The sequence below is a fragment of the Nocardiopsis sp. CC223A genome, assembly GCF_030766825.1.
In the GTDB taxonomy this organism is placed as follows: domain Bacteria; phylum Actinomycetota; class Actinomycetes; order Streptosporangiales; family Streptosporangiaceae; genus Nocardiopsis.
Genome location: NZ_JASFDV010000032.1, coordinates 33,202 through 57,635 on the forward strand (window position 1 = coordinate 33,202; position 24,434 = coordinate 57,635).

Here is a 24,434-nt window from a genome sequence, read left to right on the forward strand (position 1 = left end):
TCAGTGCCTTCCTACGGGGGAGCGGTCGCTGGTGTGCCTGCGGGCTTCGACACGTCGCAGCACCCGGGCCAGTACGGAGCGAGCGGCCGTGCGGGATCGGACATCGGTGATGTGCAGCAGGTCGGGGTCGACGCCCAAGCGCTCACTCACCGCTCGCGGATCGGGGTGGTCGCCTTCGACGTGGTTGACGACCACCACATAGGGCAGGCGCGTGTCCCGGGCGGCGTTCAGAACCGGGACCGCTTCCCAGGGCCGGTAGGAGTGGACCAGGATCAGCAGCGCGGATGCCCCGCGCGTCATGTCCACCCACAGCACGTCGAACAGTGCGGGCGGCGGGGCGGCCAGCAGGTGCAGACGACCGGTGGGGGCCACCTCCACCGCCCCCTGCTCCAAGCAGTAGCTGCGCAGCTGGCCGCCGCGATCGGGGATCTCTTCCAGGAGCCGCACCGGCGGGTGACCGGCGGCGGTGCCCACCAGGGTGGACACCCCCGACCTGGGAGGACCGGTGACCAGGACCTTGGCCGAGGCCAGGCCGGCCACCGGGTGGCAGGTGCGATCACCGGTCAGGGCGGACACGGCCTGGCGCAGAAAACCCGGGGACGGCTCCGCGGGGCTCAACTGGACCAGCGGTCCGCCGCGGCGTCGGACCAGGGCGGTGATGCTGGTGGCGACCGCCGCGCGCGGCATACCGAGCCGATAGGCGATCTCCATCACCGACATGGGGGAGGGGCTGTCGGCGAGCAACCGGTGTACGGCACCGGTGACCTCGTCGTAGCCGGGAGCGCTGTCGGTGAGTGGAGGAGCAGTGGTTCCCACCAGGGTGTGGCCGACCACCTCCGGACGGATCCGGCGTTCGAGTACGGACAGGTTCACCGGTTCGCCTCCGACATCCTGAGCCGGTACAGGTTCGCGCCGCCGACGGTGCGGGGGAGTTCGTCCGGCAGGTGCTCGGCGAGAGCCGCGGCGACCATCACTGCCCGTCCACTGGCCTCGCGCACCCGGTCGCGCTCGACGACCATGAGCAACTGGGAGCAGGGGGTGATCGGGACCGCCAAGATCGCCCCGTGCTTCAAGTGGACGATGATGATGTCCACGCCGCCCCGGCGCAGTGCGGTGGCACCTTGGACGGTGAATCCCATGGCCGCGCCGAAGACGGCCGCGGTCTTCTCCGCGGTCTCCTGGTCGGTGCCGTGGTAGGCGACGGCCAGGCCATCGAGGGTGGCGACGACCGCGGCGGAGGCACGGGTCCGGGTGAGCAGGGCGGCGATGGCCGTGGAGTCCAGTGGTGGTGCCGGGGCGAGGCGTTGAAGCGTCGGAGAGGACATGCACGCATCGTCGCGCCGATCACCTATAACGCCCTATAACAAGCTGTTATAGGCTGGCATGGATTTGTTATGCCAGGATCGGATTCACGTTATGGCAGGCCACCCCCGGCGAAAGGCCCTGTGATGACCGATGTCGAGTCCTGTGGAAACTGCCGTCGGCCCCGCTGCGGCTGCCTTCCGGCTGCCTTCCTGGTCAGGGCGGACGTGCGGGGAGCACTTCGAAGAAGGAACGCGACCGAGTTGCTGGTCCTCGCCGACCGGCACCTTGAGCTGTCCCAATCGGCGCTCGCCCGTGTATGCGGCGTGACCCAACCGTACGTCTCCACGATCCTCAGCGGAAAAAAGACGGTCAAATCAGACGAAACGGCAAAATGCATCATCGCTGCATTCGCACGAGGACAATCCGCTCTGGGGGATACCGGTTCGCTCCTGGTCGACGGCCCCATCACGGACCAGGACTTGGCCGTGGACCTCGCACGATTCGCCGGCACCGCCGTATTCGGAAACCTGATGGCGGTCGCCCCCGACCTGGTGGAGGGGATGGACCCGACAGATTCCCTGCCCACCCGTGTCACCGCCGAAGACGTCGACGGCCTGAACCAGGTCACCAACGTGATGGAGGGGATGGACTACGCCTTCGGCGGCGGCCTGTCCCGCGCCGCGGTCCTCGGTCAGCTCCGCCACGTCCACATGGTGTACCGACATGCCTCCTACACCCCGCAGGTCCGCACGCTCATGCAGGGCGCACTCGCCCGCATCGCCAAGGTCGCCGGGTGGATGGCCTTCGACAGCGGAGACATGCCCACCGCCCGCCGCTGCTGGGTCCTCGGCCTGACCATGGCCTCCGAAGCCGACGACCCCTGGGTCACGACCAGCCTACTCACCGACATGGCGCGTGCAGCCATCCACGGCGGCGACGCCGCCACAGGGCTCTCCCTGCTGGGCATGGCGGCCGCCTCCGCCTCCCGCGCCACCGCGACGTTGCGCACCGCCGCCGCCGTGGTCACCGCCCGCGCCCACGGCACCCTGGAAGACCAACGCCAGTGCATGACCGCCCTGGACACCGCGCACATGCACTTCGACGGCCGCGACCCGGATGCCGAACCTCCGTGGATGGGCTTCTTCGACGAGGCACAGCTGGCCGGGGACTCCGGGCAGGCACTTGTGCCGCTGGCCGAGAAGGGCGTCGAGCGCGACCGCGCCGTGGAGCTGCTGTCCTGCGCGGTCAGCGACCATGCCGCGGACGCCGGGCGCGCCTCGGCCTTATCCCTGGCCAAGCTGGCCCGGCTCCATGTCATATCGGCGGATTTCGACAGCGCCGACCAGGCCACGGCCCAGCTGCTCCCGGCCGCCGTCCAGGTGCGCTCGGCCCGCGTCCGCGGCGACCTGCGCGCCCTGTTCGACGCCACCATCCCGTACGGGGGCGACCCCGCCGCAGGCCGGATCCGCCACCGCGTCCAGCAGGCGCTCTCCGTTCCCGAAGTAAGGGGTTAGAACGCCTTCCAACCCAGGATCGGTCGGCCTTGGCGCAGATCAGCGATCCTGCGGACCGTCTCCCGTAGCTTGTCCTCCCCCGGGAGCTGAGCGAGCCACGAGGTCATCCGCAGCAGTCGGATCTCCCGCAGCACCGCATAGGCGGGGGCGGCCCGCACGTCGTAGCCGTAACCGGAGACGAAGCCCGCGTAGGCATCATCGGACACCCACCCGCACTCGTATTCGATGCCGGTGAGCACCAGGTCCCACTCGGGCTGCCCCAGGGCGACACCGTCCAGGTCCACCCACCCCAACCGCCCCTCGGGGGTGGAGAGCAGGTTCGCGGCGTGAGCGTCACCGTGCACCAACCCCCGAGGCAGCTCGTACTCCAGGTCCTCGTACGCGCTGTTCAAACGGGCCGACATCGCCCGTAGTGCTGCCCGGTCCTCCTCGGGGATATCGATCACGGCGAGCCGGGCGTCGACCTTGTCAACCGTGGCGGCCTCGGGAAGGTCCAGATCCGGGAGTGGCATCTCGTGCAGGGCCCGCAGGGCGGCCCCCAGCTGAGGCGGCGTCGCAGGTCGCGCTTTGGGGATCTCCTCCCACCACGTCACCACCCTCCCGTCCACGCGCACAGGGTTGGGCAGACCGTTCACCGGCAGGGCCACGGGCACCTGATGAGCATGCATCCACCGCGCCAGGTGCACACCGCGTTCGTGCAGCGGAAAGCGGTCTTCGTCACGGGCCACGCGGGCGATGACCCCGGGCCTCACACGCCACACCGCGTTCTCGCCGAGTCGGATCAGCTCGGGGGCGGGGGCGTCCAGGCCGACCGTGGTACAGGCGGTGCGCAGGGTGTCCAGGGAACCGGGGGCGTCGAAGATACGCATCATCGCGCTCAATTGTCCACCATGGCCACGACCGGTCACCGACCGGGAACGGATTTCCTTCTGCAAGGTGTGGCAAGCCCCGGCCCCCATCACACCCGGTACAAGGCGCGGATCGGATCCGGGTGGGCGGAAACCTCGGGCTGACGGCGTACTACGAAAATTGACGTCCGACTTGACCTCTTCTGTGCCGGATCTCCGGCACGGCTTTCACGCGGACCTGTCGCATCGGCCCTGTCCCGGGACTTCTTTAGGAATCGAAAGGGAAACCAGAGGCGGGGGTGTGCGTGGCGACGCGCGGCACCCCTGGCGGATGCCTTTGGTGTTGGAGCCTCCGGTGGTCGGGGGCACGTGGTGATGGAGGTCGACCAGGTGAGCGCAGCACAGACCCGCGGGGGGCAGTGTTCCAGGAGGAGGCGGCCGGAAGTCCGGTTGGTCACCCTGCCAGCGGTGGTGCGGGGGTCCGGGGAGGTGGCCGGATGATCGACTTCCTTGTCGGGGGAGGGGCCTTCGTGGTCATCGCGGTGATCCCTCTCGCGGGCGCCGTGGTGTGCGCCGTAGTGTCCGGGGTGCGGCTGGCCCGCCACCGCTACCTGTCGCGCGAGGCCCGCCTGGTGGAGGTCCTGCCACCGCCCGAGGCCACCCTCGCCCACGCGAGTGCGTTCTGGAACCACACCATGGGGCTGCTCAAGCCCCGCTGGTCGCGGTGGCTCATCCAACCCCACCTCGCCCTGGAGATCGTGGCTTCCGCGGCCGGGGTGCGGTTCCAGGTGTGGGTGCCCGGGATCGTGCCGCCGGGGACGGTGGAGCGGGCCATCGCCTCGGCCTGGCCCGGAGCAACGACCACCACACGCAACCTGGCCGTCGGCGAGTCGCCCCTGCCGCAGGGGGTGTACACCACCGGGGGCCTGGTACGTCTGGGCCGGGGCGAGGAGTTCCCGCTGCGGACGAAGTTCGACGACGACCCACTGCGCCCTCTCCTGGGGGCGCTGGAGGACCTGGCCGAGGGCGAGCACTGCCTGGTCCGGATCAGCGCACGCCCGGCGACCGGGTTTCGGCTGGCCCGGGTCCGGCAGGCGGCGGCCCGACGCCAGGGCCACCCCGGGGTGGCGACCAGCCTGCTGGACACCGTGGACCCCACCGTCTCCGCTTCCACGCAGCACCGGTGGATGCCGGTGCTGCCCGGGACGGGCGATGACGTGCGGGCGATCCTGACGAAGGCCTCCAGCCCGAGGTTGGCGTGCGATATCGCCTACATCCTCACCACCACCCACGACGGCGAGACGGCGAGGGAACGGTTGCGGGGGCGGGCCCATGGTGTGGGGGCCAGCTTCGCGGCGTTCACCTCGGGCACCAACCACCTGGACCGCCGCTTCATGATCGCCCCCGCCTGGTGGGCCACCAACCGGTTCCTCGCCAACGGGTTCCTGCTCTCCAGCGCAGAGCTGGCCGGGATCGCGCACCTGCCCACCGACACCTGCGTCCCCGGCCTGACCCGGGCCGGGGCCAGGCCGTCCGCGCCCAGCCCGGTGGTGGCCCGGGGCGGGGAGGACACCCGGGTGATCGGCGACTCCGACGCCGGCACGCGCCGCCCCATTGCGGTGGGGGTGGCCGAGTCCAGGCAGCACACCCACATCCTCGGCAAGACCGGCTCGGGCAAGTCCACGCTGCTCGCCAACCTGGTCCTGCAGGACGCGCAGGCGGGGCGGGCCGCCCTGGTGATCGACCCGCGCGGGGACCTGATCACCGACATCCTGGCCCGCCTTCCCGAGAAAGCGGTGGACAAGGTGGTGCTGTTCGACCCCGACGACAACGCACCGCCACCGAGGCTGAACCTGCTCCAGGGCGGCGATGCGGATTTCACCAGCGACACGGTGGTGGGGATCTTCCGCCGGATCTACGACCAGTACTGGGGGCCCAGGACCGACGACATCCTGCGCGCCGCCACGCTGACCCTGACCAGGGCCAAGGACCCCGATCTCACCCTCGGGCACATCCCGCGCCTGCTGGCCGACGACGCGCTGCGCCTGGAGGTGATGGGCAGGGTCAACGCCCGCAGCGGTGGTGAGGACGAGGCGCTCGCGGACTTCTGGGACTGGTACACGGGCCTGACGGTCTCGGCCCGGAGCGCGGTGACGGGGCCGGTGCTGAACAAGCTGCGGACGGCGCTGCTGCGCCCGTGGGTGCGCCAGGTGGTGGCCTCGGGGCCGTCCACGATCGACCTTCCCGCCCTGTTCGACTCCGGCCATCTGGTGTTGCTCCGGTTGCCGAAGGGCCGTCTGGGCGAGGACACCTCCAGCCTGATCGGGTCGTTCGCGTTGGCGGCGACCTGGCAGGCGGTCACGGCCCGGATCCACACCCCGGAGCACCAGCGCAAGGACCTGTGCGCCTATATCGATGAGGCGCAGAATTTCCTGAACCTGCCCGGGTCGCTGGAGGACATGCTCGCCGAGGCCCGCGGCTACCGGCTCGGGCTGACGCTCGCCCACCAGGAACTCGGACAGCTCCCCGCGGACCTGCGCAAGGCGGTGTCGGCGAACGCCCGCACGAAAGTGTACTTCTCCGCGTCCCCGGACGACGCGGCGAGCTTGCAGCAGCACACGCTGCCGGTGCTGGGGGCCTATGACCTGACGAACCTGGGCGCCTACCAGGCGGCGGTGCGCCCCCTGGTGGGCGCCAAGGAACAGGCGGCGGCGACGGTGCGCACCCGCCCGCTCCCGCCCGGGGTGACGGGTCGGGCGACGCAGGTGCGCAAGGCCGCACGCCGCCACGCCCCGCAGACGGCCGCACAGCCGCCCGCCCCGGGGGCAGAGCCCACTCCGGGGGCGGGACCCGTCCCGGGCAGGCCGCTGTTCCAACGGCGGCCCTTCCCGGTGACCGATACCCGCAGGGGGAAGCGCACATGAGCAGGCAGGCGAAAGACCAGGTGGAGCGCACCCCGATGCGCCCCTCGTCGCTGGCCGGGAGGATCATGCCCCGCGACCTCCAGGTCCTGGGCGGGTTGCACGACCACAAGGTGATGACCACGGAGCACCTGCACCGCCTGTACTTCCCCGAAGTGGGGGAGCGGTCGGTGCGGCTGCGGTTGCGCAAGCTCCACGGCTACGGGCTCCTGGACCGCTTCCGGCCGCTCTCATTGCGGGGGAGCAACCCCTACCACTGGGTGCTCGGCTCGGCCGGTGCCCGACTGCTCGCCCGGGAACGAGGCGCCGAGGGGGTCTCCTACCGGTTCGAGCGGGTGGCGGGGGTCGCGGACTCACCCCGGCTGGGGCACATGCTCGGCCTGGTCGACTGCCTGGTCGCCTTCACCACGGCGGCCCGCAGCACACCGGGGGCGGAGCTGGTGCAGTGGTTGAACGAGGCCGAGTGCGCCCGGCGGTGGGGGCGCCACACACGCCCGGACGCCTACGTGCGCTGGCAGCAGGACGGGACAGAAGCGCATGTGTTCGTGGAGTACGACACCGGTTCTGAGCCCTTGGCGGCGGTGCGGGACAAGATGACCGGCTACGCCGACCTCGCGCGGGCGACACGGTTTCCGTCGGTGGTGCTGTTCGTCGTGCACTCGCGCATCAGGGAGGCCAACCTGGCCGGGGTGCTCGCCCCCAGGAGCAGTAGTCGCGCGGGGGCCTACCTGGCCACGTACGCCGACCTCGCCGGACCGGGGCCGGCGGGGGCGGCGTGGAGGCCCGCGCACAGCCAGGACCGGTTGACGCTCATGCAGCTCGCCGGACGCCACCCGATCGACTAACGGCGTACCAGCGGCCGCCTGCCCGGGCACCTCCCGGGCGGGCGGCCGCAGTCACGCACGGAACATGCGGCACGCACGGCACGTTTCCGAAGATTTTCGGGGTGCCATGACTTTTCTGACGGATTCCGGTTGAAAATACTCGTTCCCTTCGGGAACGATCGGGTTTGCCGTGCGCGGCGGCAATTATTTCGTGTCCGTATGATCGAGAACCCGGAGTTTCCCCTATGTCTGAAATGGCTATTTTGTCATGCGTTTCCTGGTCCGGTGTCCACCTCCCGGGTGTCTGGGAAGAGGGCTCCAGTGCAAGCTCCGGTGGCTCGGTCTACCTGGGGTGACCTGTCTGGAAGCGGGTTGGATGAACGCCGACTCCTGCGGCGGTCGGGGCGAGGAAGCGCAGCCCCGGGTGCGTGTGGACCCGGGGCCATTGACACCCACCTCGGCTGGTCCAAGAGAGAGGCGGAAAAGGCGCCCGTGGCCCAGGAACAGATGTGCATAGAAAGGTGCCCCGGACGGTGCTGCGAACACCGATTCCGGGGCGTGATTCCCACCTGCGCGATTTCAGGAGGTAACCATGGTCGAGTCTACGGGAAGGCACCGCAGGCGTCGACGGAGGAGGAGCAGCCGGGTGCGGTGGTGGTTCGCTGCGATCGTGTCCCTTGTGCCATCCCGCCCGCAGAAGGTCCGCCGACAGGCCGAGGTGCGAGTACCCCGCGACACCCGCCCTCAGCGCCCCAACGGGGCACGTGCGGCCGAGAGGGTGCCCTCCGCGCCCCCGCCCTCTCGGCTTCCCGCCCGGAACCGGGCGGCCGATGAGCTGGGATGGATCTCGAACTACAACGCGGCGAGCAGCGGGCACTCCACCTCATGGGGGAACGCCTTCGACAGCGCCAGCCCGCAGGCGGGAGCGGTGCCTCCGCCCCGCAGGTTCCGGGAGGTTGAGCGCGGTTGGTGTGTGGACGACACCGGCATCAGCGCGGTGCGCCCCTATCTGGTCAGGCATGAGGAGCGCATGGAGCGCATGGCCCGCGCGCATGGACGCGCTCCGGGGCAGACGGCTCACAGCGAGCCCCAGAGCGGTGGCCGTCACCGGGTGACACCTGTCCCTGATAGCTCCGGAGGTGAGGAGGAAGGGGTGGGCGAGTTCGACGACCTGGCCCGTGCCATCCGCCAGTGGCAGGCCCTGACCGGCTGACCACGGACTCACCTCCTCGGGGTGGCGGCACCGCACATGCGGTGCCGCCACCCCGACGTGCTCAACCCCTATCGAGAGCGTTGTTGCAGGTCAGGCGTGCGACATGGAAAGCGGGTGGTGTTCTTCACATTCTGCGCGGCTGCGGGCACCACGAGAACGGTTGTGTAGTCACTCTGTGTATGGCTAGTGTCACCCTTCGAGTGTTCGGTCGATGACGGATCGGTGGTGGCGAGTGCGCACACCTGCGCTGTACTGGGTGGTCGTGGGAACGGTCGCGCTCTCAGGGTGCTCGACGGGCGAAAGTGCCCCAGAGAGCGTTCCCTCGCCCCGCGTGGCCTTGCCCTCGCTTCCTTCGCCGCCGCCTCCCTCCCCGGAGGACCTGGCGGTAGAGGCCTACCTCGGGATGATGGGCGCCGTGGTCGAAGGGTCTTTGGAAGGAGCCGAGGACCACCCGGACCTGGCCGCGCACGCGAAAGGGGAAGCGCTGCAACTGACGACCGCGCTCCTGGACGGGGCCACGGCGACCGGAGAGCCGCAACTGCGCCCCGAGGTCACCGAGAGCAACCTGGACGCGGAGCCGCCGACCGTGGTGGTCCAGGACTGCATGGACAACACCCACTGGGTCCTGGAAGGCGCGGACCCGCTGGACCCCCAGGAGCGCAACACCCGGCTCTTCATCGCCACCGTCACCGAAGAAGACGGCACCTGGAAGGTCGACGACCTGTGGGCGGGGGAGTACGACGCATGCTGACCACACGAGCCCGCGCGAGCATCGTCATAGCGGGAGGGCTGGCATGCGTGCTCACTGCCGCATCCTCCGCCCTGGCCCAGGACGGGCGCTTCGAACACAACCTGGAGTGCTCGGGCTCCACCTGCGAAGTCGGGGCCAGATCAGGGGGAACGACCTCGGGAAGCCCCGGTTCGGGGGCAGACGGAGGAACCGCAGGGTCCGGTTCGAGTTCCGCCGGGTCACCGTGTCTCATGCCGGATGTGGAGTTCGCGCAGCCCGGGGTGCAGGGGCCGCTGGAGGTCCCGCCGAGCATGGCCCAGTGCGAGGCGGTGGCCAGCAGTACGCGCGCGGCGCAGGCGGTCGACCCTGCAGTGTTGGCGGAACAGGCCAGGGCGGTGATGCAGCTGCCCCAACCGGACATCGGTGTCATACCGGCCCCGGACAAGATGCGGTTCGTGAACCTCGCGCAGTGGATGTGGATCTCCGAGGAGGACTGGGAACCGGTGTCGGCGACGGCGTCGGTGAGCACGGGCTCGGTGACCGTGGTCGCGACCCCCGAACGGGTGGTGTGGGACACCGGGGACGGACACGAGGTGGTGTGCACGGGGCCGGGAACCGTATTCTCCGTGGCCGCACACCGGGCGGGCCTCTCGGACTGCGAGCACGCCTATACCGCCCTACCGCCGGGCGGAGCCGGGATGACATTCGACCTCACCGCGAACTGGGAATGGGGAGTTTCCTGGTCCACCTCCAACGGGCGAGGCGGAGAATTGGACCCGCTGACCACCATGTACACGGTGGCCGTTCCCGTAAGCGAGCTGCACTCGGTCGTCACGGATGTACGGTAGTCGACCGCAACGGCGATGGCCCTCAGTTCTTCCGCTCATATCGATCGGCGAATTCATTCTTCGTTGTCCTGGTGTGTAAGTCGGGCGTTCTGATATCCCCAGAGTGGCCTGCAGGTGATCCCTCGCCTCGTTTTCTCTCCTAAGGCGGTGCGAGGTTTCCGCTACCGTTCTTTCCCAGGGAGAACGGGTAAGCGTGCGTCAGAGTAGCGGCCACGCGCTCCACCGCTGCTCGCCATGTGCGCCTTCGGTGATCGCACCGGAGCGCTGACCGTGATGTGAACACGGGCGATGAGGGTGCTCCGTGCCCTACTCCCCTTAGAGCGGAGTACCCCCACCCCACTCTCACCGCAGGTCAGGGCGCTCTCACCTACTCCCATGGGTGTCCCGACTGAATACCTAGTAGGTAGTCATCCTCACGTAGGGGCGGGGCCGCCCCTCCACCCTCGGCGCCCAGACGGCCCCGCCCCGAATCATCCTCGGGTCTGCCTCCCTCCCCTTCGCCCCCGCCTCACCCCAAGCTCCGTTTTCTTTGCATTGTTTTCCTTCATGGAACACCCATTCCATGGGTGCGATGATCGCCCAGACGGGCACTTTTCATAAAAATCATGATCAGTCAATCGGAGCCTGCACATACCAGCGCCCGCTCGCGTGCGGGCGCGATTCCTCCCCCTGATGCGCGGCCGTGAAAAATTATCGCGACAAATCTCGCTCCGCGGGTTGACACCCCCGCCTCGCCCAAGGTGCTATTGGCGTGCCACCGGGGCGGAACGCGGCCCCAGGGGCGGGCGGGAAAAACTTTCCGCGGCACGAGTTGACAAACCCGTGCCACCCAAGGCCACCTAGGTTCCACCCCGGAGAACGGAACCGTTTGCCGGGGGTGCGGAAAAAAAGTTCACGGGGCGAGTTGACAAACCCGCGATACCCAAGCGAACCTCGGACCGCAAAACACGGAACGACGGAATGAAAAGGGGGAATTGCCGTGAATACATGCGCACACCGTGCAGAAGAACAGGACGGCGACCGGGCGCCCCCGGTCGGGTGATGCGGCCGGCCGGAAGACGGTCATCTTCCGACCGGCCCCACCTACAACGACCGCGCCCACCGGACAGGTGTGGAGCCATTACGGCCGGGCGCGGGCCCAACACAACACCGAGAAGGAGTGTGCTGTGAGCACGAGTATGCCCTACACGGCGGGGATCACCGTCACCCCCGCCAACATCGACGAGCTGCGCGAGCTGGGAACCGCGGGTTGCCTGGTCTGGGACGAGGGGGCCTCCTGGGTCCTCGCGGTCAACGGGGACAAGGCCCTGGCCCCCTCCCGCATGATCATCACGGGCCGCAGCGGGCTGAAGCACCTGACCGAGGCCCTGGAGGAGGACGGGCGACCGGCCACCGATGCAGAGCTCGCCCGGGACCTGACCGACATCGCCAACGACCAGCTCACCGACTGGCCCGGCATTCGTGCGATGAACCTCCAGGTGCAGGGGCTGCGCGAGGCGCTGATCGGACCGCGCATCTATCTGGACGCCGCCCCGACCTTCGAGACCCCGGCCGGTGGTCTGCCCCGGATGACGGACTACTACCGGCGCACCCACACCGGTATCACCGCGTGCGTCACGGTCACCTTCGGCTACCTGGAGGCGACCCGGATCACCGTGTGCGCCCCGGGCGAGGTTCCCCGGCCGGTCGCCGAGGTGACGGTGAGCGCCGCGGGCACGTTCAAGGCCCACAAGGTCCACCGGTTGATCGCCGCCGCGGTCGACGGCGCCCTGGACCTGGACCTGTAGCCACCCGCCGCACCCCGGGGGCCGCCCCTTGCGAGGGGCGGGGCGGCCCCCTCCTTCCCGAACCACTGCCGAGCCTGTGTTCGGCATGCCCGAAAAGGAACCGCATTCTCGTGATCGACCTGAACCTGACCTGTTTGCTGGCCGCCGAGGTCACGCCCCAGGACCTGCTCGCCCTGGCCGGAACCGGCCCCGGAGGGCTGATCATCTCCGACACCACCAGCAGCGGGTACACCGTCGCCCGCGCCGAGCACCTGGACTGGAACCGGCGCCGGATCTTCATCTACGGGTACGGCGACCTGTGCCTGGACCTGGCCCTGCGCCACCGCGACCTGACCGAAGCCGCCGCCGCACTGACCCGGACGGCACGCGCCGACCTCCCGGGCTGGGTCGACCGCACCCGGTGGGCGACCTCCCTGGTGTGGCGGGTGCGCGAGGACCTGCACCGGCACGGCCTGCACCTCAACGCCCGACCGCAGTTCAGCACCACCGAGGACGGCGGTCTGCGCACCGACGACACCTTCACCTGGCGCGAGGACAGGCGGATCGCCCTCACCCTGTGCACCGTCCAGCGCCAGCCGCACAGCCTCATGGCGGCCCTGAACCTGTACTGCGGCGGCCGCCACGTGACCGGCTGGGCCGAGCGCATCACCCGCACCAGCGGCGTGCCCCGGTTCGCCCACCTCGCCGGGGAACGGGCCCGCCTGCACCTTGACCTGCGCGACTGACCCACCCACCCGGGGCCGCCCTTGCCAGGGGCGGGGCGGCCCCCGGACACCCGACCTCACATCCGCGCGCCGCACTCGGTGCGCCCACCCGAAAGGGCCACATTCACCATGACCACCACCGCTACTTCTGCCGCTTCGCGCCGTTCAGCCGAGCACACCCGCACCCTGATCCTCACCGCCCTCACCGAAACCCCCGAGCCCGTGACGGTCGCCGCGCTGGCAGAGGAGACCGGACTGGGCACCTCCACCCTGGCCAAGCACCTGACCGTCCTGGAGAAGGAGGACAAGGCGGTGCGCACCCCGGGCGGACGTGACGGACGCAAGCGCCTGCCCGACACCTGGCAAGCCGCCCCCGCCCCCGAGCCCACCTCGGCGGAGGACAGCGTCGAGACCGTTCCGGCCCCGCCCTCTCCGCAGGAGGACCAGCTGGCCGACCTCGTTCAGGAGACCGCTGAGGATTCCGCGGAGACGACTCACACCCCGGGTACGCCCACCGAAGCAGACGACCCGGCCCCGTCCACCCCGAACGGTCCGGTACCCGCATCTCGTGCTGCCGCCCCTACCCCGGTCGCGGCGAAGCCGCTCGGTTCCACCCCGGAGGCGGACCTCAACCCGGTGAGCGGGTCGACGCGGCTCGGACCGGGCGAGCTGAAGCTGATGGTGCGGGCGATCCTGGACGCCTCCCCGGGCGAGGAGTTCACCGCCACCGAGATCAGCCACCTCCTGGGCGGGCGATCCATCGGCGCGATCCAGAACAACCTCGCCCGCCTGGCCAAGGAAGGGCGCGCGGTGCAGACCTGCGACAAGCCCCGCCGCTACCGCTCCGCCAAAACCGGCAACTGACCCCACACCCCGGGGGGTGCGGGCCCGAACATGCCCGCACCCCCACCCCGTGAATACCCCTGGGAGGTATTGAAAGTGTTCATCATGAACCCCGGCTGGGACCCCTGCCCCGGATGGGGAACCGCCCTCCTCGTAGCCGGGACGTGCGTCCTGGTCACCCTCGCCGGAATCGTGGCGCGCGCCGCCCGGCTGCTGGGCCGCTACTACGTGCAGGGCGACTGGCCCGGCATGGTCCACCACTCCGAACGCGGACCCGGCACCCTGTGCGGCCACTGCGGACACCACCTGACCGCCCACGACCGCGCCACCGGCCGCTGCTGCCACGGCCTGCCCCTGGACCACCTCGCCGCCATCATCGCCCTGCCCATGCCGCTGGCCCTGCGCAGCCTCGCACAGCAAGCGGGCTGCCCCTGCCGGATAAGCCACCGGCGCACCTGACCCGCGCCGCCCGGCCGGGGGAAGCCCCGGGGCTTTCAGCTTCCTTTCCCGAGAGGTGTCGCATTCCCGCCCCTGGCCGACTTCCTTAAGGACGTCACAACAAAGAAGGAGGAGGGACCTCTTGGGACAGAAGCCGACCCGGTGGCCCGACACCCCGGGCAGGTCGCCGCTGGCGGTCTGGGCTTTACGCGCGGGGCCGCGACCGGTGCACCGCCACTTCCCCGGCCGGATCGCCCACGCCTGCCAGCGGGCGGGGGCGGGCATGGGACGGCGTCCGTGGGGCGCTGTATCGCCCCACAGCGCCCCCACCGTCCGCCCCGGGCGCACGGGGCCCGGGGCGGACGGTGGCGCGGACCGGGCCGCACGTGGCCCCGAACAGTGAAAGCGGCATACCGCCCGAAACGGGCGGCGTCCGGGGAGGGAAGGGGAATCCGCTGGTGATTTCGCTGAATCCGCTTGACCACCTCTACGAGGTCGAGCGTGGATACGTGGTGCCCCGCCGTCGGCGGGGCCGCGTGCCGTATTTGCGCATTTCAGAGGTGGTGGGGAGGTGGGTGTGGTGAAGCGGGATGCTCCGGTGACGCTGGCCGAGGTCGCCTCGCTGCCGGTGGTGCTCGGTCCGGTTCAGGCGGGGCGGATGCTCGGCCTGGGACGCACCACCGTCTACCGGTTGCTCCGCGAGGAGGCCTTCCCAGTACTCGCTCGGAGGGTGGGCCGCAGCTGGGTGATCCCCACCGCAGGGGTGCTGGCCTATCTCGGTCTGGACACCCCGGCCACCTCGCCCACGACGACTGGTGGGTGCGGGTGCGGTGCGCGTGTGAACGCCGAGGAGAAGGCGAGGACGGTAGATGGCAGCACGTGAGGGGTCCACGTTCAAACGGTGCGGGTGCCGCGACAAGACAACCGGCAAGGCGTTGGGGGTGAAGTGCCCCCAGCTCAAGCGTAAGGGCGGGGGATGGAATCCGGCCCATGGGGCATGGGCGTTCCAGTACGAGCTGCCCGGCACCGCCGACGGCAGGCGCCGTCAGGCCCGCCGGGTCGGGCTGGCCACCCACGCCGAGGCCGCCCAAGGGCTGGAGCGGGTCAAGACACTGCTCGGGTTGGCCTCCGGAGAGGCGGAGACCGAGGTGCAGATCGCCGACCTCATCCAGGCCGCCATCCAGAGTCGCCGGCCTCTGCCCGAGGTGGAGGAGGTCCGTAAACGCATCGGCGCTGGTGTGGATGTCCGACGGGAGCCGCCGCTGGTGGGGGCGTGGTTGAGGGAGTGGTTGGACGGCAAGCCCGACCTCGCCGAAGGAACACGGGCTTCCTACGACGGGCACATCCGCAAATACCTCACCCCGCACCTCGGCCGGATCCGTCTGGACCGGTTGCAGGCCCGACACGTCGAGGCGATGTTCGCGGCGGTGGAGGAGGCCAACGTGCACATCCTGGAATGCCGCGAATCCTCCGATCCGCAGGTGAAGAGGTCGGTGCGGGGGCGGCGGGTGATCTCGCTGTCGACCAAGCACCGGATCCGTGCCACGCTGCGCAGCGCGCTGTCGGACGCGGTCCGCTCACCTGACCTGCCGATCACGGTGAACATCGCCTCCCATGTGCGGCTTCCGTCCTGCCCGCGGAAGCGGCCCCTGGTGTGGACCGTGGACCGGGTCCGTCAGTGGGAGAAGGACGGGACCGTGCCGGGGGAGGTGATGGTCTGGACTCCCGAGCAGACCCGCACCTTCCTCCAACACGCGAAGAGGTACACCTGGCTGTCCCCGATGTTCCACCTCATCGCCGTCAAGGGCCTGCGCCGGGGCGAGGCGGTCGGGCTCCCGTGGGCGAACACCCGGCTGGTGGACGGCCAGATCGACATCCGCGTCCAGATCGTCCAGCTCGCCTGGGAGACGATCACCTCCACCCCCAAGAGCGCGGCGGGCCAGCGCACCATCACCTTGGACGCCGACACCGTCAAGATTCTCCGCGGTTGGAAGAGGTTCCAGAACGAGGCCCGACTCCAAGCGGGTAAGAACTGGCAGGTGACGGGCTTGGCGTTCACCCGCCAGGACGGGTCGGGGTGGCATCCGGGGCAGGTCAGTGACTGGTTCTGCCGCATCGCTAAAGCCGCCGCACTTCCGCCCATCACGCTGCACGGGCTGCGCCACGGGGCCGCCTCCCTGGCGCTCGCGGCGGGTACGGACGTGAAGGTGGTCTCCACCGAGCTCGGCCACGCGACCACGCACTTCACCCAGGACACCTACCAATCGGTGTACCCCGACGTGGCCAAAGCGGCGGCCGAGGCGACCGCCGCGCTGCTGCGCGGGACGCCGGTCTCGGCCGGGTAGCGGGACAGGGGAGCACACCAGGAGCGATTCAGCGCCCCGAGCCCCGGGCCGTGTGGCGGGTTCACCCCGCCTGGCCTGGGGCTTCGCTGTGGGTGGGGCCGGTCGGCCATCGGATCAAAGGTCCCCTGGCTATGGCATACCGTTTGGAAGCCAGCAGGCCTTGTACGGAATGGAGGAGTAGCCTCTCCTAGTCTAGGGATCGCTCCTCTGCGGCATCGTCTACTTCAGCTGTGACGCCTTCAGCCGTTCCTTGGACGAGATTCAAGGCGGGGCGATAGAGAAACGGAACCCAGAACTCGGGCTTGATGAAGGTTCCGCGTTTTTCAAAGAACCCAATCTCCACTATTCTGAGCGCGATATCCCGCGCCTTTTCTTCTGGCTCCCTCCAGATTGTCGAGAGGCTCTGAGTGCTATGATTTGTCTTTTGTCCTTCTAGCATTTCTAGATATTCCCTCAGGTCGGGGTGTTCGGCATAGAGGGTTTTTGTTAGCCGAGTGCTTGAAACTGGGGGAAGGGCCTCTTTGAGGGCTGCCCTATGAAAAAGTGGGTCGCCTTCTGGCTCGGGTTCTCCGATTTCCAGCCATTTGACCTGGGTGTCCCGGGCTTCGCTTAGTAGGTGGATTAGTTCACGGGGGGCAGTTAGCTTGCTGCCGTCGCGTGTCCTACTGAGGCACCAGTCGAATGTCTGGGGTTTGTTGGGCCCTCCTTCCACTTGGGCTGGGTAAACTCGAGTGAAAAGACTTTTTTGCTCCTGCGTATCCGACTTAACCTTGTCGGGTGTGACTCCGTAATATGATGTCAGGAGGGGATTCCTCGCGATTCGCTGGGTGACTAGTTGGAGTAGTGCCGATCTATCCCATTTGAGCACCAGCTCGCGAGTAATGTGGCTAGCCTCTCGGAATCCAGAGTTTGTAATGGCCTTCCAGATGTCGGTCCTTAGAAATATCTTAAGTCGAACGTGCTGCAGGTCGTTTAAGTCAAGGTAGGCTTTGAAGAGGGCGCGCAGGGCATTCTTTTCAAGTTCGGGATTACCCGTAAATGCGACATCAAGTCGATCAAGTAGTAGCCATATGTCTGCCTCGGAATCTGCCAAGGCCCTGTCTGCGGCCGCATAAAGGTCATCGATGTGGATGTCGCCCCGCGTGCGTTCTGTGGTGTTTGGCTCGCGGAATTTTATTCGTGTGCTCGCCCCGGTAACTGCTCCTGTTGTCGGATCAAAAGATAGATTTGGTTCCACCTCGGCGGGGTGGAACAAATTCTTCACGTAATCCAAGGCGTTCTTTACATGTGTGCGAAGTGAGAGCTTTCCTCCTGGGCGAAGGCCGGTATCGTTTAGTGCGCGTATGACGCGCTTGGCGTCTTCGTTGTTTATCTCATATTCGACAAATGCATCAGCGATTAGAGATAGAAAATAAATCTTCCAAAGACTTGAAAACTCGACTTCGCCAAGGGGTGGATCTTCAACCAAGCCGGAGAAGGCTGGTGTTCCGCGAGGTGATTCTGCTGCTCGAATCAGGATGCCACGATCAAATAGCTGATCTTCTCGGGACATGAGGGTTGAATAGATTGCACTCTTTCCAGAGCCTTTTGGGCCGTAAACGACGTCTATTTCGCCGCGCCATACGCGGTTCCATTGCTCGGTCTCGACGAAGTAGGTTGAGAGTTCATCTACTTCGTCTTCGGCTACGCGCTGTCCAAGAGAGAACTCTGTCAGAATTTCACGCTTGATGATGACCTCCGCAAGACTAGTCTTGACTCCCATTGCAGGTTAGACCGGATTGGGCCCGTTGTCTGCCCAACTGAAGACGCCAGTTAGCCGATTGTGTCGCTGAAGGTGCTGGTTCTGCAGCCGGATTTCCGGTTTGTCATGTTTTGCGAGTCGCCTGTCTGTGGTCGTGGCAGTTCAGGGCCCGCGTCTGGTAGGAGCGTCTGAACATCGACTGGGCTGGCACATGCTCGGGGCCGTGCTCAGAGGCGGGCACCCCAGCGGCCGATGTGGTCCCCCGCCGTAGGACGGCTGCTGTCTGTGCATCTCAGGCTTTAGACGACGCTGCCGCTGACAGCGTTGATCACATTTCCGGCCCCCTGGCCACGGGTGCGGTCAGGACGGTGGTTTTGGTTGAGGCCCAGACGAAGATCTTGACAGCGAGTCTCGGCGTGCCGGTGATGCCTCCGACTCAAGAAGCGGACTCCTGGCCGTCGCATGTGGTGTGTGGGCGTCTGGCATGCCGACGCCCCGGATTTAGGAGGGTGGGGTGATGGCTGCGTCCCCATTGGGTTGCGCGGGCTTCAGACGGCTGGGCGCGCTGGTGGGCGGACGCGGGGCGTCCGGCGTGACTGCCCCGTAGGGTCATGGGATGGCAAAGTGCTCCAGAGGTGGGAGTCCACCTGCACTGACCTTGTACTGGGGAGCACACCAGGAGCACACAGCGGCCTGGAACGCGGCGAGGACCTCTTGCGAGGTCCTCGTACACCCACTGTGACCTGGGGTTTTGTGGCGCACCCGGCAGGATTCGAACCTGCGGCCATCGGATTAGAAGTCCGGCGCCCGGGGGGCGTCACGTGTCACTTCGTGCCGTTGCGTCCCACACCATCCGAATCCGGATGCTGTCCTGTGTCACATGGTGCCGTGTGGTGTCGCCCCGGTCCAAAACCGCGGAGCACCAACGGAGCACAAACGGCCGGTTGGCGGCGTCCGATGGCACCTCGCGAGGTCTTCACTGCGTGGCCGTTGAGACCGGATCTGTGTCAGAAACCTCGGGGTATCCGAGAGGGAACGTTCGTGCGTTGCTATGCATCTCCGGGCTTCGACTCTTCTTCTGCTGGCATGGAGTTCTGGAACTGTGTGCGAACATCCCTCAACCGGCGGCCGTCCGCCACGGACCAGAAGTACCACCCGTTCGTCGCCCTCTTGCGCAATGCGCGTCCGGCGGCCGACGGTGACGTGTAGCGCTTGCCGGCCAGCTCGATGGCCCCGTCGGTGGTCAGGGTGGCTTCCCTGCCCTTGAAGTCCCGGTGCGTTGCCAGCAGCTTGTCACCAGGCGCGAGAAGCCCTGCCTCGATGAGGTGCTTCAACTCGACCCAGTCACCAGCCTTGGTCTGCGGGTCGATCACCTTGCCGTGATGGCCCTCCGGGACCGGCCACACCTGCAGGATCCGATCGATCAGCTCCGTTGTCCGCTCGTCGATCAGCTCCTCGTCCCAGGCATGGTGTTCGGTTCGCTTGATCACCCGTCCCGTGAGCGTGATCGTGTTGTGGTCCATCAGCGCCGACCGCTTCGCCGACCACGCTCCGTTGGACACTTTCGCGTTGAGCTTCTGTGTCAGGAGCGTCAGGTTGCCCAGGCGGTGGACACGCGACTGCCGCTCCTCGATGTCCTCCGGCTCCTGTACGGCCCAGGTGTCATGCCACTTTCGCGGAAGCAGGTGCTCGATCGGGTAACCCATCCGTTCGATCTGCGGCTGGCCTGTCTCCGCTCGGTAGAGGTCCTCCACCGCTTCGAGGATCATGCGGAGCCGTCCCCGTGGGAACCGTGAGTATGCGGACTCCGTGGTGAGTGTTGCACGGACTTCCTCATCACCGGGCCAATAGGTGCTCGTGACGTTTAGCCGGGCAAGGTGCCCGGTGATGCGTTCCACGAGTTCATCGGCGGGCACGGCGGAGTTCGCGGCGATGATGTCGGCGACGATGCGCCCCAGATCGCTGCCGGACAGACGAAGCAGCTGACGGCGGACAACCCAGCTCTCGGCCACCCGGATGATCTGGTCGACGGACTCCCGCGGGAGGTCGCGGCCCGGCTCGTGCAACCAGATGAGCAGCGGCTTGAGCACCTCGACGCCGCCGGCCTGCATTCGGTACACCACCATCTCGGCGGAGCCGAGGCTTCCCCCGGGACGGGCTGCGGCTTCTGTCCAGGCCTCGTATTGCTGTGCCTGCTGCTTGATCTCAGGCAGCAGGCCGGTCATCTTGTGCCCGGATTCGAGCTCCACATAGGACTTGAACCGGTTGAACGTCGCCTGCGGGCTGATCTCCTCGCCGGTGCGCGATACGAGCCACTGGTTGAGGAACAGCGAGCTGCGGCTGATGAGGTTGCGCCCGACGCTGACCTCCTTCGTCCAGAACTTGGTCTCGAAGGGCCAGTCCTCCCGGTAGGCCTTCTTCGTGTCTGCGCCTTCGGCTTCAAGCCGCTGGAACACAAAGTTGCGCACGAGGTCGGCCGCGGTGAGCGGGGTACCGCGAGCGTTGAGTGTCTCGAAGATCTCCTGGGAGTTCTCCGAGGCCTCCAACTCGATGGAGACCAGCTGAAGGCCGTCCAGCAGTACGTCGGTGAGCTTCTTGGCCTTAACGGTGTACTCGTCCGACTCGGGTGGGCCGAGCCACTGTTCGACGACCGTCGAGAAGTAGGCATGTGCGGCGACGATCTGGGAGTCCGAGTGGGTTAGATCGGTGTGGTCGACCGGCGGCTCAGCCGACATCACTTCGTCGAACGCCGCCTGGTCCTTGTTGAGGTGGCGCACCTTCAACTGGATGTCGCCGTCTTCGACGTAGACATCGTCGTTGTGCGTGAGACGTTCAAGCTGACCAGCGAGCCGCTCGTTGCCCGACTGTGCCAGGAGCGCGCACGTGGCGTCCGCGAAGATCTGCAAGGTCGTCAGCCGCTGCTGGCCGTCGATCACATTCCACGTCGTCAGCCGCTTGCTCTGAGCTTCCTGGGACTGGATGACCACCGCGCCGAGGAAGTGAGTGGCGTTCAGATGGGGCTCTTCGATCCGGAGTTCGGTGATGCGCCGGATGTCCTTCCACAGCGGCTCCCATTGCTCGTCCTCCTTCCAGACGTAGGGGCGCTGAAACAGCGGGATCACGAAATGCTGCGGCAGGTTGAACAGTTGCAGCGGCGTCCGTTTGAAGGTTTCCACGCCTCCCATCATTCCGTACCCGCCCGACATTTTGGTTCGAAGTCCCTCGGGTGTATCGAAGCGGGTGGTGTGTCGGCCCCTGCCTGGAGGGTGGAGTCCACCCAGGGAGTCTCGTATCGGGAGCGGTAGAGGCTGCGGCGTGTGCCGGGATCGCCTACTGGTGCTTGTCTCTCTGAGTCTCGTTGCCGGGAGTGAGACTGGAGGCGGAGGTGGTGATCATGTCCGGGTCTGGTTCGGTGTTCAAGCAGTGCGGGTGCCGCACTCCTGGTGTGGGTGAGAGAACGTGTCCGCGACAGAGGGGACGAGGTCACAGGAGCTGGCGTTTCATGGCTTATCTGAGACATCTGCTGCGGAAGCGGCGCCGGGTGCGCTTTCTGGGAGCCGACCCGCGCCGCTCTGCGCGGAGCCCAACGCATCGAAGCAGCCCAGACGATCTGGCTGAGCGGACGGTGGCTCAGCGGCTGCGGTACTGGCTGAACTCTCGAATCCGCTTGCGTCTGCCCACCCCAGTTGAGCTGAGGTTTGTGGAGCTCCTGGGAGGATTCGAATCTGAGGCCATCGAATTAGAAAGTCAGCCAAGGTCGAAGACCTCAGGTGCGCGTGTAATGCTGTTGGTGAACACCGAATCCCAACCTTCGCGTGTGAAGCCGACAACCCCGGATGCGTCGACGAAGTCGAAATGGGCCAGATGCACTCCCTCCACGCCTCGGAAGCTGGTCCCCTGCATCGTTGAACGATGAAACATTGCGCTCTCCACAAGTGCCGATGAAAGGTCGGCTCGAGATAGATCAGCATTCACCAAGAAGGCTTTTTTCAGGTTCGCGCAAATTAATGTTGAATTCTTCAGGCTTGCCTGGTCGAGATGTGTCTCGACTAGTGTGGCATTGAGCAGGTTGGCTCTGTCGAGGTGAGCGCCCTCCAGATGCGCTCCGGTGAGGTCTGTACCGTGGAGATTGGCGTTTCTAAAATCGGCATGATGGGCGTCAACATGGCACAGTGATGCGGAGGTTATATCTGCCTTGCGGAGGTTCGCGCCGTCCAATTCAGCTACTCTCAATACTGCTCTGGAAAGATTAGCTTGCGATAGATCGGCGCCGCTCAAGTCGGCATTGAGAAGGTAGCTCTTGCGCAGATCGGCACGGGCCAGGCGAGCTTGGGATAACTGTGCTCCCTCCAAATGTAGTCCGGACAGGTCAATGACGAGGTCGTTTTCTGGACGGTCTGGTCGGCGGGCGACAACTGTCAGGGCCGCCTGGACGTCAGTGCTGGGATAATCAAGCTGACCATCTTCCTCCTGTGTCTGTAGGCGGGCAGGCGGAGCGTGTTCGCGGATGAAGGCGCACAGTACCTCGACAACTGTGGTGTGGTCCTCGGGTGACTCCCGCATGACGTGCTCGAGAGAGTAGACGCCTGCGATGCGGGTGACGACGCTGTCGGATCCCAGTTGTTCGCCAGCATCCTTGAATCTCTGCGTCTGCTGTCCTCTCCGGTTGAGCAAGTAGGAGCGGGCAGTGAAGACCAGAGCGGCCAATGCCGCCGCGCCCCCTGTCGCTTGGAGGATCAACTGTCTGGTGGCATCACGAGCCTGAACGCGTTCCCTTCCAGAAAGAGTACGTACCTCCTCCCCTGCGAGCAGGTTTGTGAACGGGGCCATGAGTAGCCAGAACAAAAATATGACTGCGGGTATAGCCAACCCAAGGAGTAACCAGGCTGATGGCAGAGAGGACACGGCTGCCCATGCGCGATCGAGCTTTAGCCTTGCGATCATCTTTTTCATGGTGTATTCCCAGTAGCTCTTCGGCTCAGATATATCGAGGCGGGTGTACTAGCATGCGGGCGGCAGATCAACTTTGCGGAAAAGATAATCATGTGGCAACTCAGAAAACTAAGAGTGCTGATGTCTCTAGTCAGATAACCGTCGAAGGAGAATGCTTGCTCAAGTAGCTCTTGAACACCTTCCTGATTTCTGCTTGAAGGTATCCGGCCTGAGGTGAATTTGGTACAACATCTCGCTCGAAACCCCGCTTTCGAGCATCAAGATACCGTACGATGCTGGGGGAACCGATATTGGAGACAAAGAGTTCGCCTTGGGTTCGGATGTCAGAGCGCAGGCCTTCAAAGTTTCGGGCTAGCCCAATGCCCAAGTTTGACACGTAGTACTTGCACTCAACGATTAGCAGGCATTGGCTTCCGCGTGGTGCAATATTCTGAGTGCGGCTCAGCGCGGCCTCTTCCGCGGGGAGAACGAGCACATCACATTCGTGGAGAACGCCAGATGTTCCCTGAACAAAAACACCTAGATGAACTTCGAGCGCGGGAGCACCGTAGAATTCGATGACAGCATGAGTGAAGGGGTGGCTATCACCGTAGAGCTGCCCAGGGCTGGTCCGGAATATTAGATCATTAGCCTTCTCTCCGTATATGTTCTCGTAGCTGACGGCGGCACCATGTCTACTTGCCGTGCTCACAATTAAAGAGAAGATGTAGCCTTCGTATACGTCTGAGACAGCTGAAGCTGAATGGTAGGAGGTCGCGTTGTTTTCTAGTAGATTTTTTATTTCGTTGATGAGATTATTGATATTGCTCAATCGGACACCTCGGTTGTTAGATTCGCGAGAATCCCACGGATTCGTTCATGCTGTTCTTGTGGAATGTTCTCGGTCAGTACTATGGAGCGCTCGCTGCGGTGGCGGGTCTCCCCGGCGGGTTCGAAAGCTACGCTGCGAACTTCGCTGCGATTCCCTTCATCATTGCTTGGTGAACTTTTCAGGGTCTTCAAGGTCTCCAGTTCAATTTCTGGTATTTCGACAAATATTCTCCGCAGGGCATCCAGGAGGAGTTTGACGCGCTCTAGATTAGTCATTATCCGAGTGGTGATGACGAGTGTCCCCTTCGTGTGCGACGTCTCGTACTCGTCGGAACCGAGCTGGTAGCGTTCAACAACCTCGTACTGAGAAGCGGCGGCCGCAGGACTTGCGGTCAAGTGCCTCCCGCCACCACGGTGTGCACGACGGCGAAGGATCTTCTCTTCTGGAACGCCCGCGGCGATTGCAGCATCGACCTCATCTAGAACCCAAACCATGCCGGTGTCTGTTAAAAGGTCGCGAATCTTTTGCTCGATGCTATTTAGTTCGGATGTGTTCATGTTTTCCTTGGGGGTTTTCAAAAAGCAGGGCGGATTTGATTTTTTAAATCGA

General features: G+C 66.1%; 19 protein-coding genes. 11 read left to right on the forward strand and 8 right to left on the reverse strand.

The features are described from left to right. Both QJS33_RS15015 and QJS33_RS15020 read right to left on the reverse strand, forming a co-directional pair. The gene (locus tag QJS33_RS15015; RefSeq protein WP_306368586.1) at positions 1-873 is read right to left on the reverse strand and encodes a helix-turn-helix domain-containing protein; all 873 of its coding nucleotides are present in this window, start codon (positions 871-873) and stop codon (positions 1-3) included. Beyond that, positions 870-1,325 carry a roadblock/LC7 domain-containing protein gene (locus tag QJS33_RS15020; protein WP_306368587.1) on the reverse strand — a complete coding sequence of 152 codons (456 nt, stop codon included), beginning with the start codon at positions 1,323-1,325 and terminating at the stop codon, positions 870-872. Before QJS33_RS15020 ends, QJS33_RS15015 begins: the two co-directional genes overlap by 4 nt. A 465-nt stretch (positions 1,326-1,790) precedes the next feature. Between QJS33_RS15020 and QJS33_RS15025 the strand changes: the two genes are divergently transcribed. Further along, positions 1,791-2,819, forward strand: a complete 1,029-nt coding sequence (locus tag QJS33_RS15025) for a hypothetical protein (protein ID WP_306368588.1) — start codon at positions 1,791-1,793, stop codon at positions 2,817-2,819. On the opposite strand, the gene QJS33_RS15030 is transcribed toward QJS33_RS15025, so the two are convergent. Further along, positions 2,816-3,691 carry an aminoglycoside phosphotransferase family protein gene (locus QJS33_RS15030; RefSeq protein WP_306368589.1) on the reverse strand — a complete coding sequence of 292 codons (876 nt, stop codon included), beginning with the start codon at positions 3,689-3,691 and terminating at the stop codon, positions 2,816-2,818. The genes QJS33_RS15025 and QJS33_RS15030 overlap by 4 nt on opposite strands. Positions 3,692-4,164: 473 nt before the next feature. Here QJS33_RS15030 and QJS33_RS15035 point away from each other — a divergent pair, with 473 nt between their 5' ends. The 10 genes from QJS33_RS15035 (at position 4,165) to QJS33_RS15080 (ending at position 16,320) form a co-directional block, all read left to right on the forward strand. Continuing rightward, positions 4,165-6,591, forward strand: coding sequence for a type IV secretory system conjugative DNA transfer family protein (locus QJS33_RS15035; RefSeq protein ID WP_306368590.1), 2,427 nt, complete (start codon positions 4,165-4,167; stop codon positions 6,589-6,591). Continuing rightward, entirely contained in the window at positions 6,588-7,433 is an 846-nt protein-coding gene (locus QJS33_RS15040) for a replication-relaxation family protein (protein WP_306368591.1), read from the forward strand. The genes QJS33_RS15035 and QJS33_RS15040 overlap by 4 nt, the downstream gene beginning before the upstream one ends. A 1,607-nt stretch (positions 7,434-9,040) precedes the next feature. Then, positions 9,041-9,376: a hypothetical protein gene (locus QJS33_RS15045; protein ID WP_306368592.1), complete on the forward strand. Its 336-nt coding sequence runs from the start codon at positions 9,041-9,043 to the stop codon at positions 9,374-9,376. Positions 9,377-9,615: 239 nt separating this feature from the next. Beyond that, positions 9,616-10,203, forward strand: coding sequence for a hypothetical protein (locus QJS33_RS15050; RefSeq protein ID WP_306368593.1), 588 nt, complete (start codon positions 9,616-9,618; stop codon positions 10,201-10,203). A 1,166-nt stretch (positions 10,204-11,369) separates the two neighbouring features. Next, complete coding sequence (locus QJS33_RS15055; RefSeq protein ID WP_306368594.1) at positions 11,370-11,990, forward strand: hypothetical protein; 621 nt, start codon at positions 11,370-11,372, stop codon at positions 11,988-11,990. A 110-nt stretch (positions 11,991-12,100) separates the two neighbouring features. Further along, complete coding sequence (locus tag QJS33_RS15060) at positions 12,101-12,715, forward strand: hypothetical protein (protein ID WP_306368595.1); 615 nt, start codon at positions 12,101-12,103, stop codon at positions 12,713-12,715. 108 nt (positions 12,716-12,823) lie between these two features. After that, the gene (locus tag QJS33_RS15065) at positions 12,824-13,558 is read left to right on the forward strand and encodes a winged helix-turn-helix domain-containing protein (RefSeq protein WP_306368596.1); all 735 of its coding nucleotides are present in this window, start codon (positions 12,824-12,826) and stop codon (positions 13,556-13,558) included. Between the two features lie 84 nt (positions 13,559-13,642). Further along, complete coding sequence (locus QJS33_RS15070; protein ID WP_306368597.1) at positions 13,643-13,996, forward strand: hypothetical protein; 354 nt, start codon at positions 13,643-13,645, stop codon at positions 13,994-13,996. 559 nt (positions 13,997-14,555) lie between these two features. Beyond that, positions 14,556-14,858 (forward strand): helix-turn-helix domain-containing protein, encoded by a 303-nt coding sequence (locus QJS33_RS15075; RefSeq protein WP_306368598.1) that lies wholly within the window; start codon positions 14,556-14,558, stop codon positions 14,856-14,858. Beyond that, entirely contained in the window at positions 14,845-16,320 is a 1,476-nt protein-coding gene (locus QJS33_RS15080) for a tyrosine-type recombinase/integrase (protein ID WP_306368599.1), read from the forward strand. The genes QJS33_RS15075 and QJS33_RS15080 overlap by 14 nt, the downstream gene beginning before the upstream one ends. 187 nt (positions 16,321-16,507) lie before the next feature. On the opposite strand, the gene QJS33_RS15085 is transcribed toward QJS33_RS15080, so the two are convergent. The 5 genes from QJS33_RS15085 to QJS33_RS15105 form a co-directional block, all read right to left on the reverse strand. Then, on the reverse strand, positions 16,508-18,082 hold the full coding sequence (locus QJS33_RS15085; RefSeq protein ID WP_306368600.1) for a P-loop ATPase, Sll1717 family: 1,575 nt from the start codon (positions 18,080-18,082) through the stop codon (positions 16,508-16,510). 1,028 nt (positions 18,083-19,110) lie between these two features. Further along, the gene (locus tag QJS33_RS15090) at positions 19,111-21,237 is read right to left on the reverse strand and encodes a DUF262 domain-containing protein (RefSeq protein ID WP_306368601.1); all 2,127 of its coding nucleotides are present in this window, start codon (positions 21,235-21,237) and stop codon (positions 19,111-19,113) included. A 571-nt stretch (positions 21,238-21,808) separates the two neighbouring features. Further along, complete coding sequence (locus tag QJS33_RS15095) at positions 21,809-23,014, reverse strand: pentapeptide repeat-containing protein (RefSeq protein WP_306368602.1); 1,206 nt, start codon at positions 23,012-23,014, stop codon at positions 21,809-21,811. Positions 23,015-23,144: 130 nt separating this feature from the next. After that, entirely contained in the window at positions 23,145-23,825 is a 681-nt protein-coding gene (locus tag QJS33_RS15100; RefSeq protein WP_306368603.1) for a hypothetical protein, read from the reverse strand. Continuing rightward, complete coding sequence (locus QJS33_RS15105) at positions 23,822-24,382, reverse strand: hypothetical protein (protein ID WP_306368604.1); 561 nt, start codon at positions 24,380-24,382, stop codon at positions 23,822-23,824. The genes QJS33_RS15100 and QJS33_RS15105 overlap by 4 nt, the downstream gene beginning before the upstream one ends. Positions 24,383-24,434: the final 52 nt, after the last annotated feature.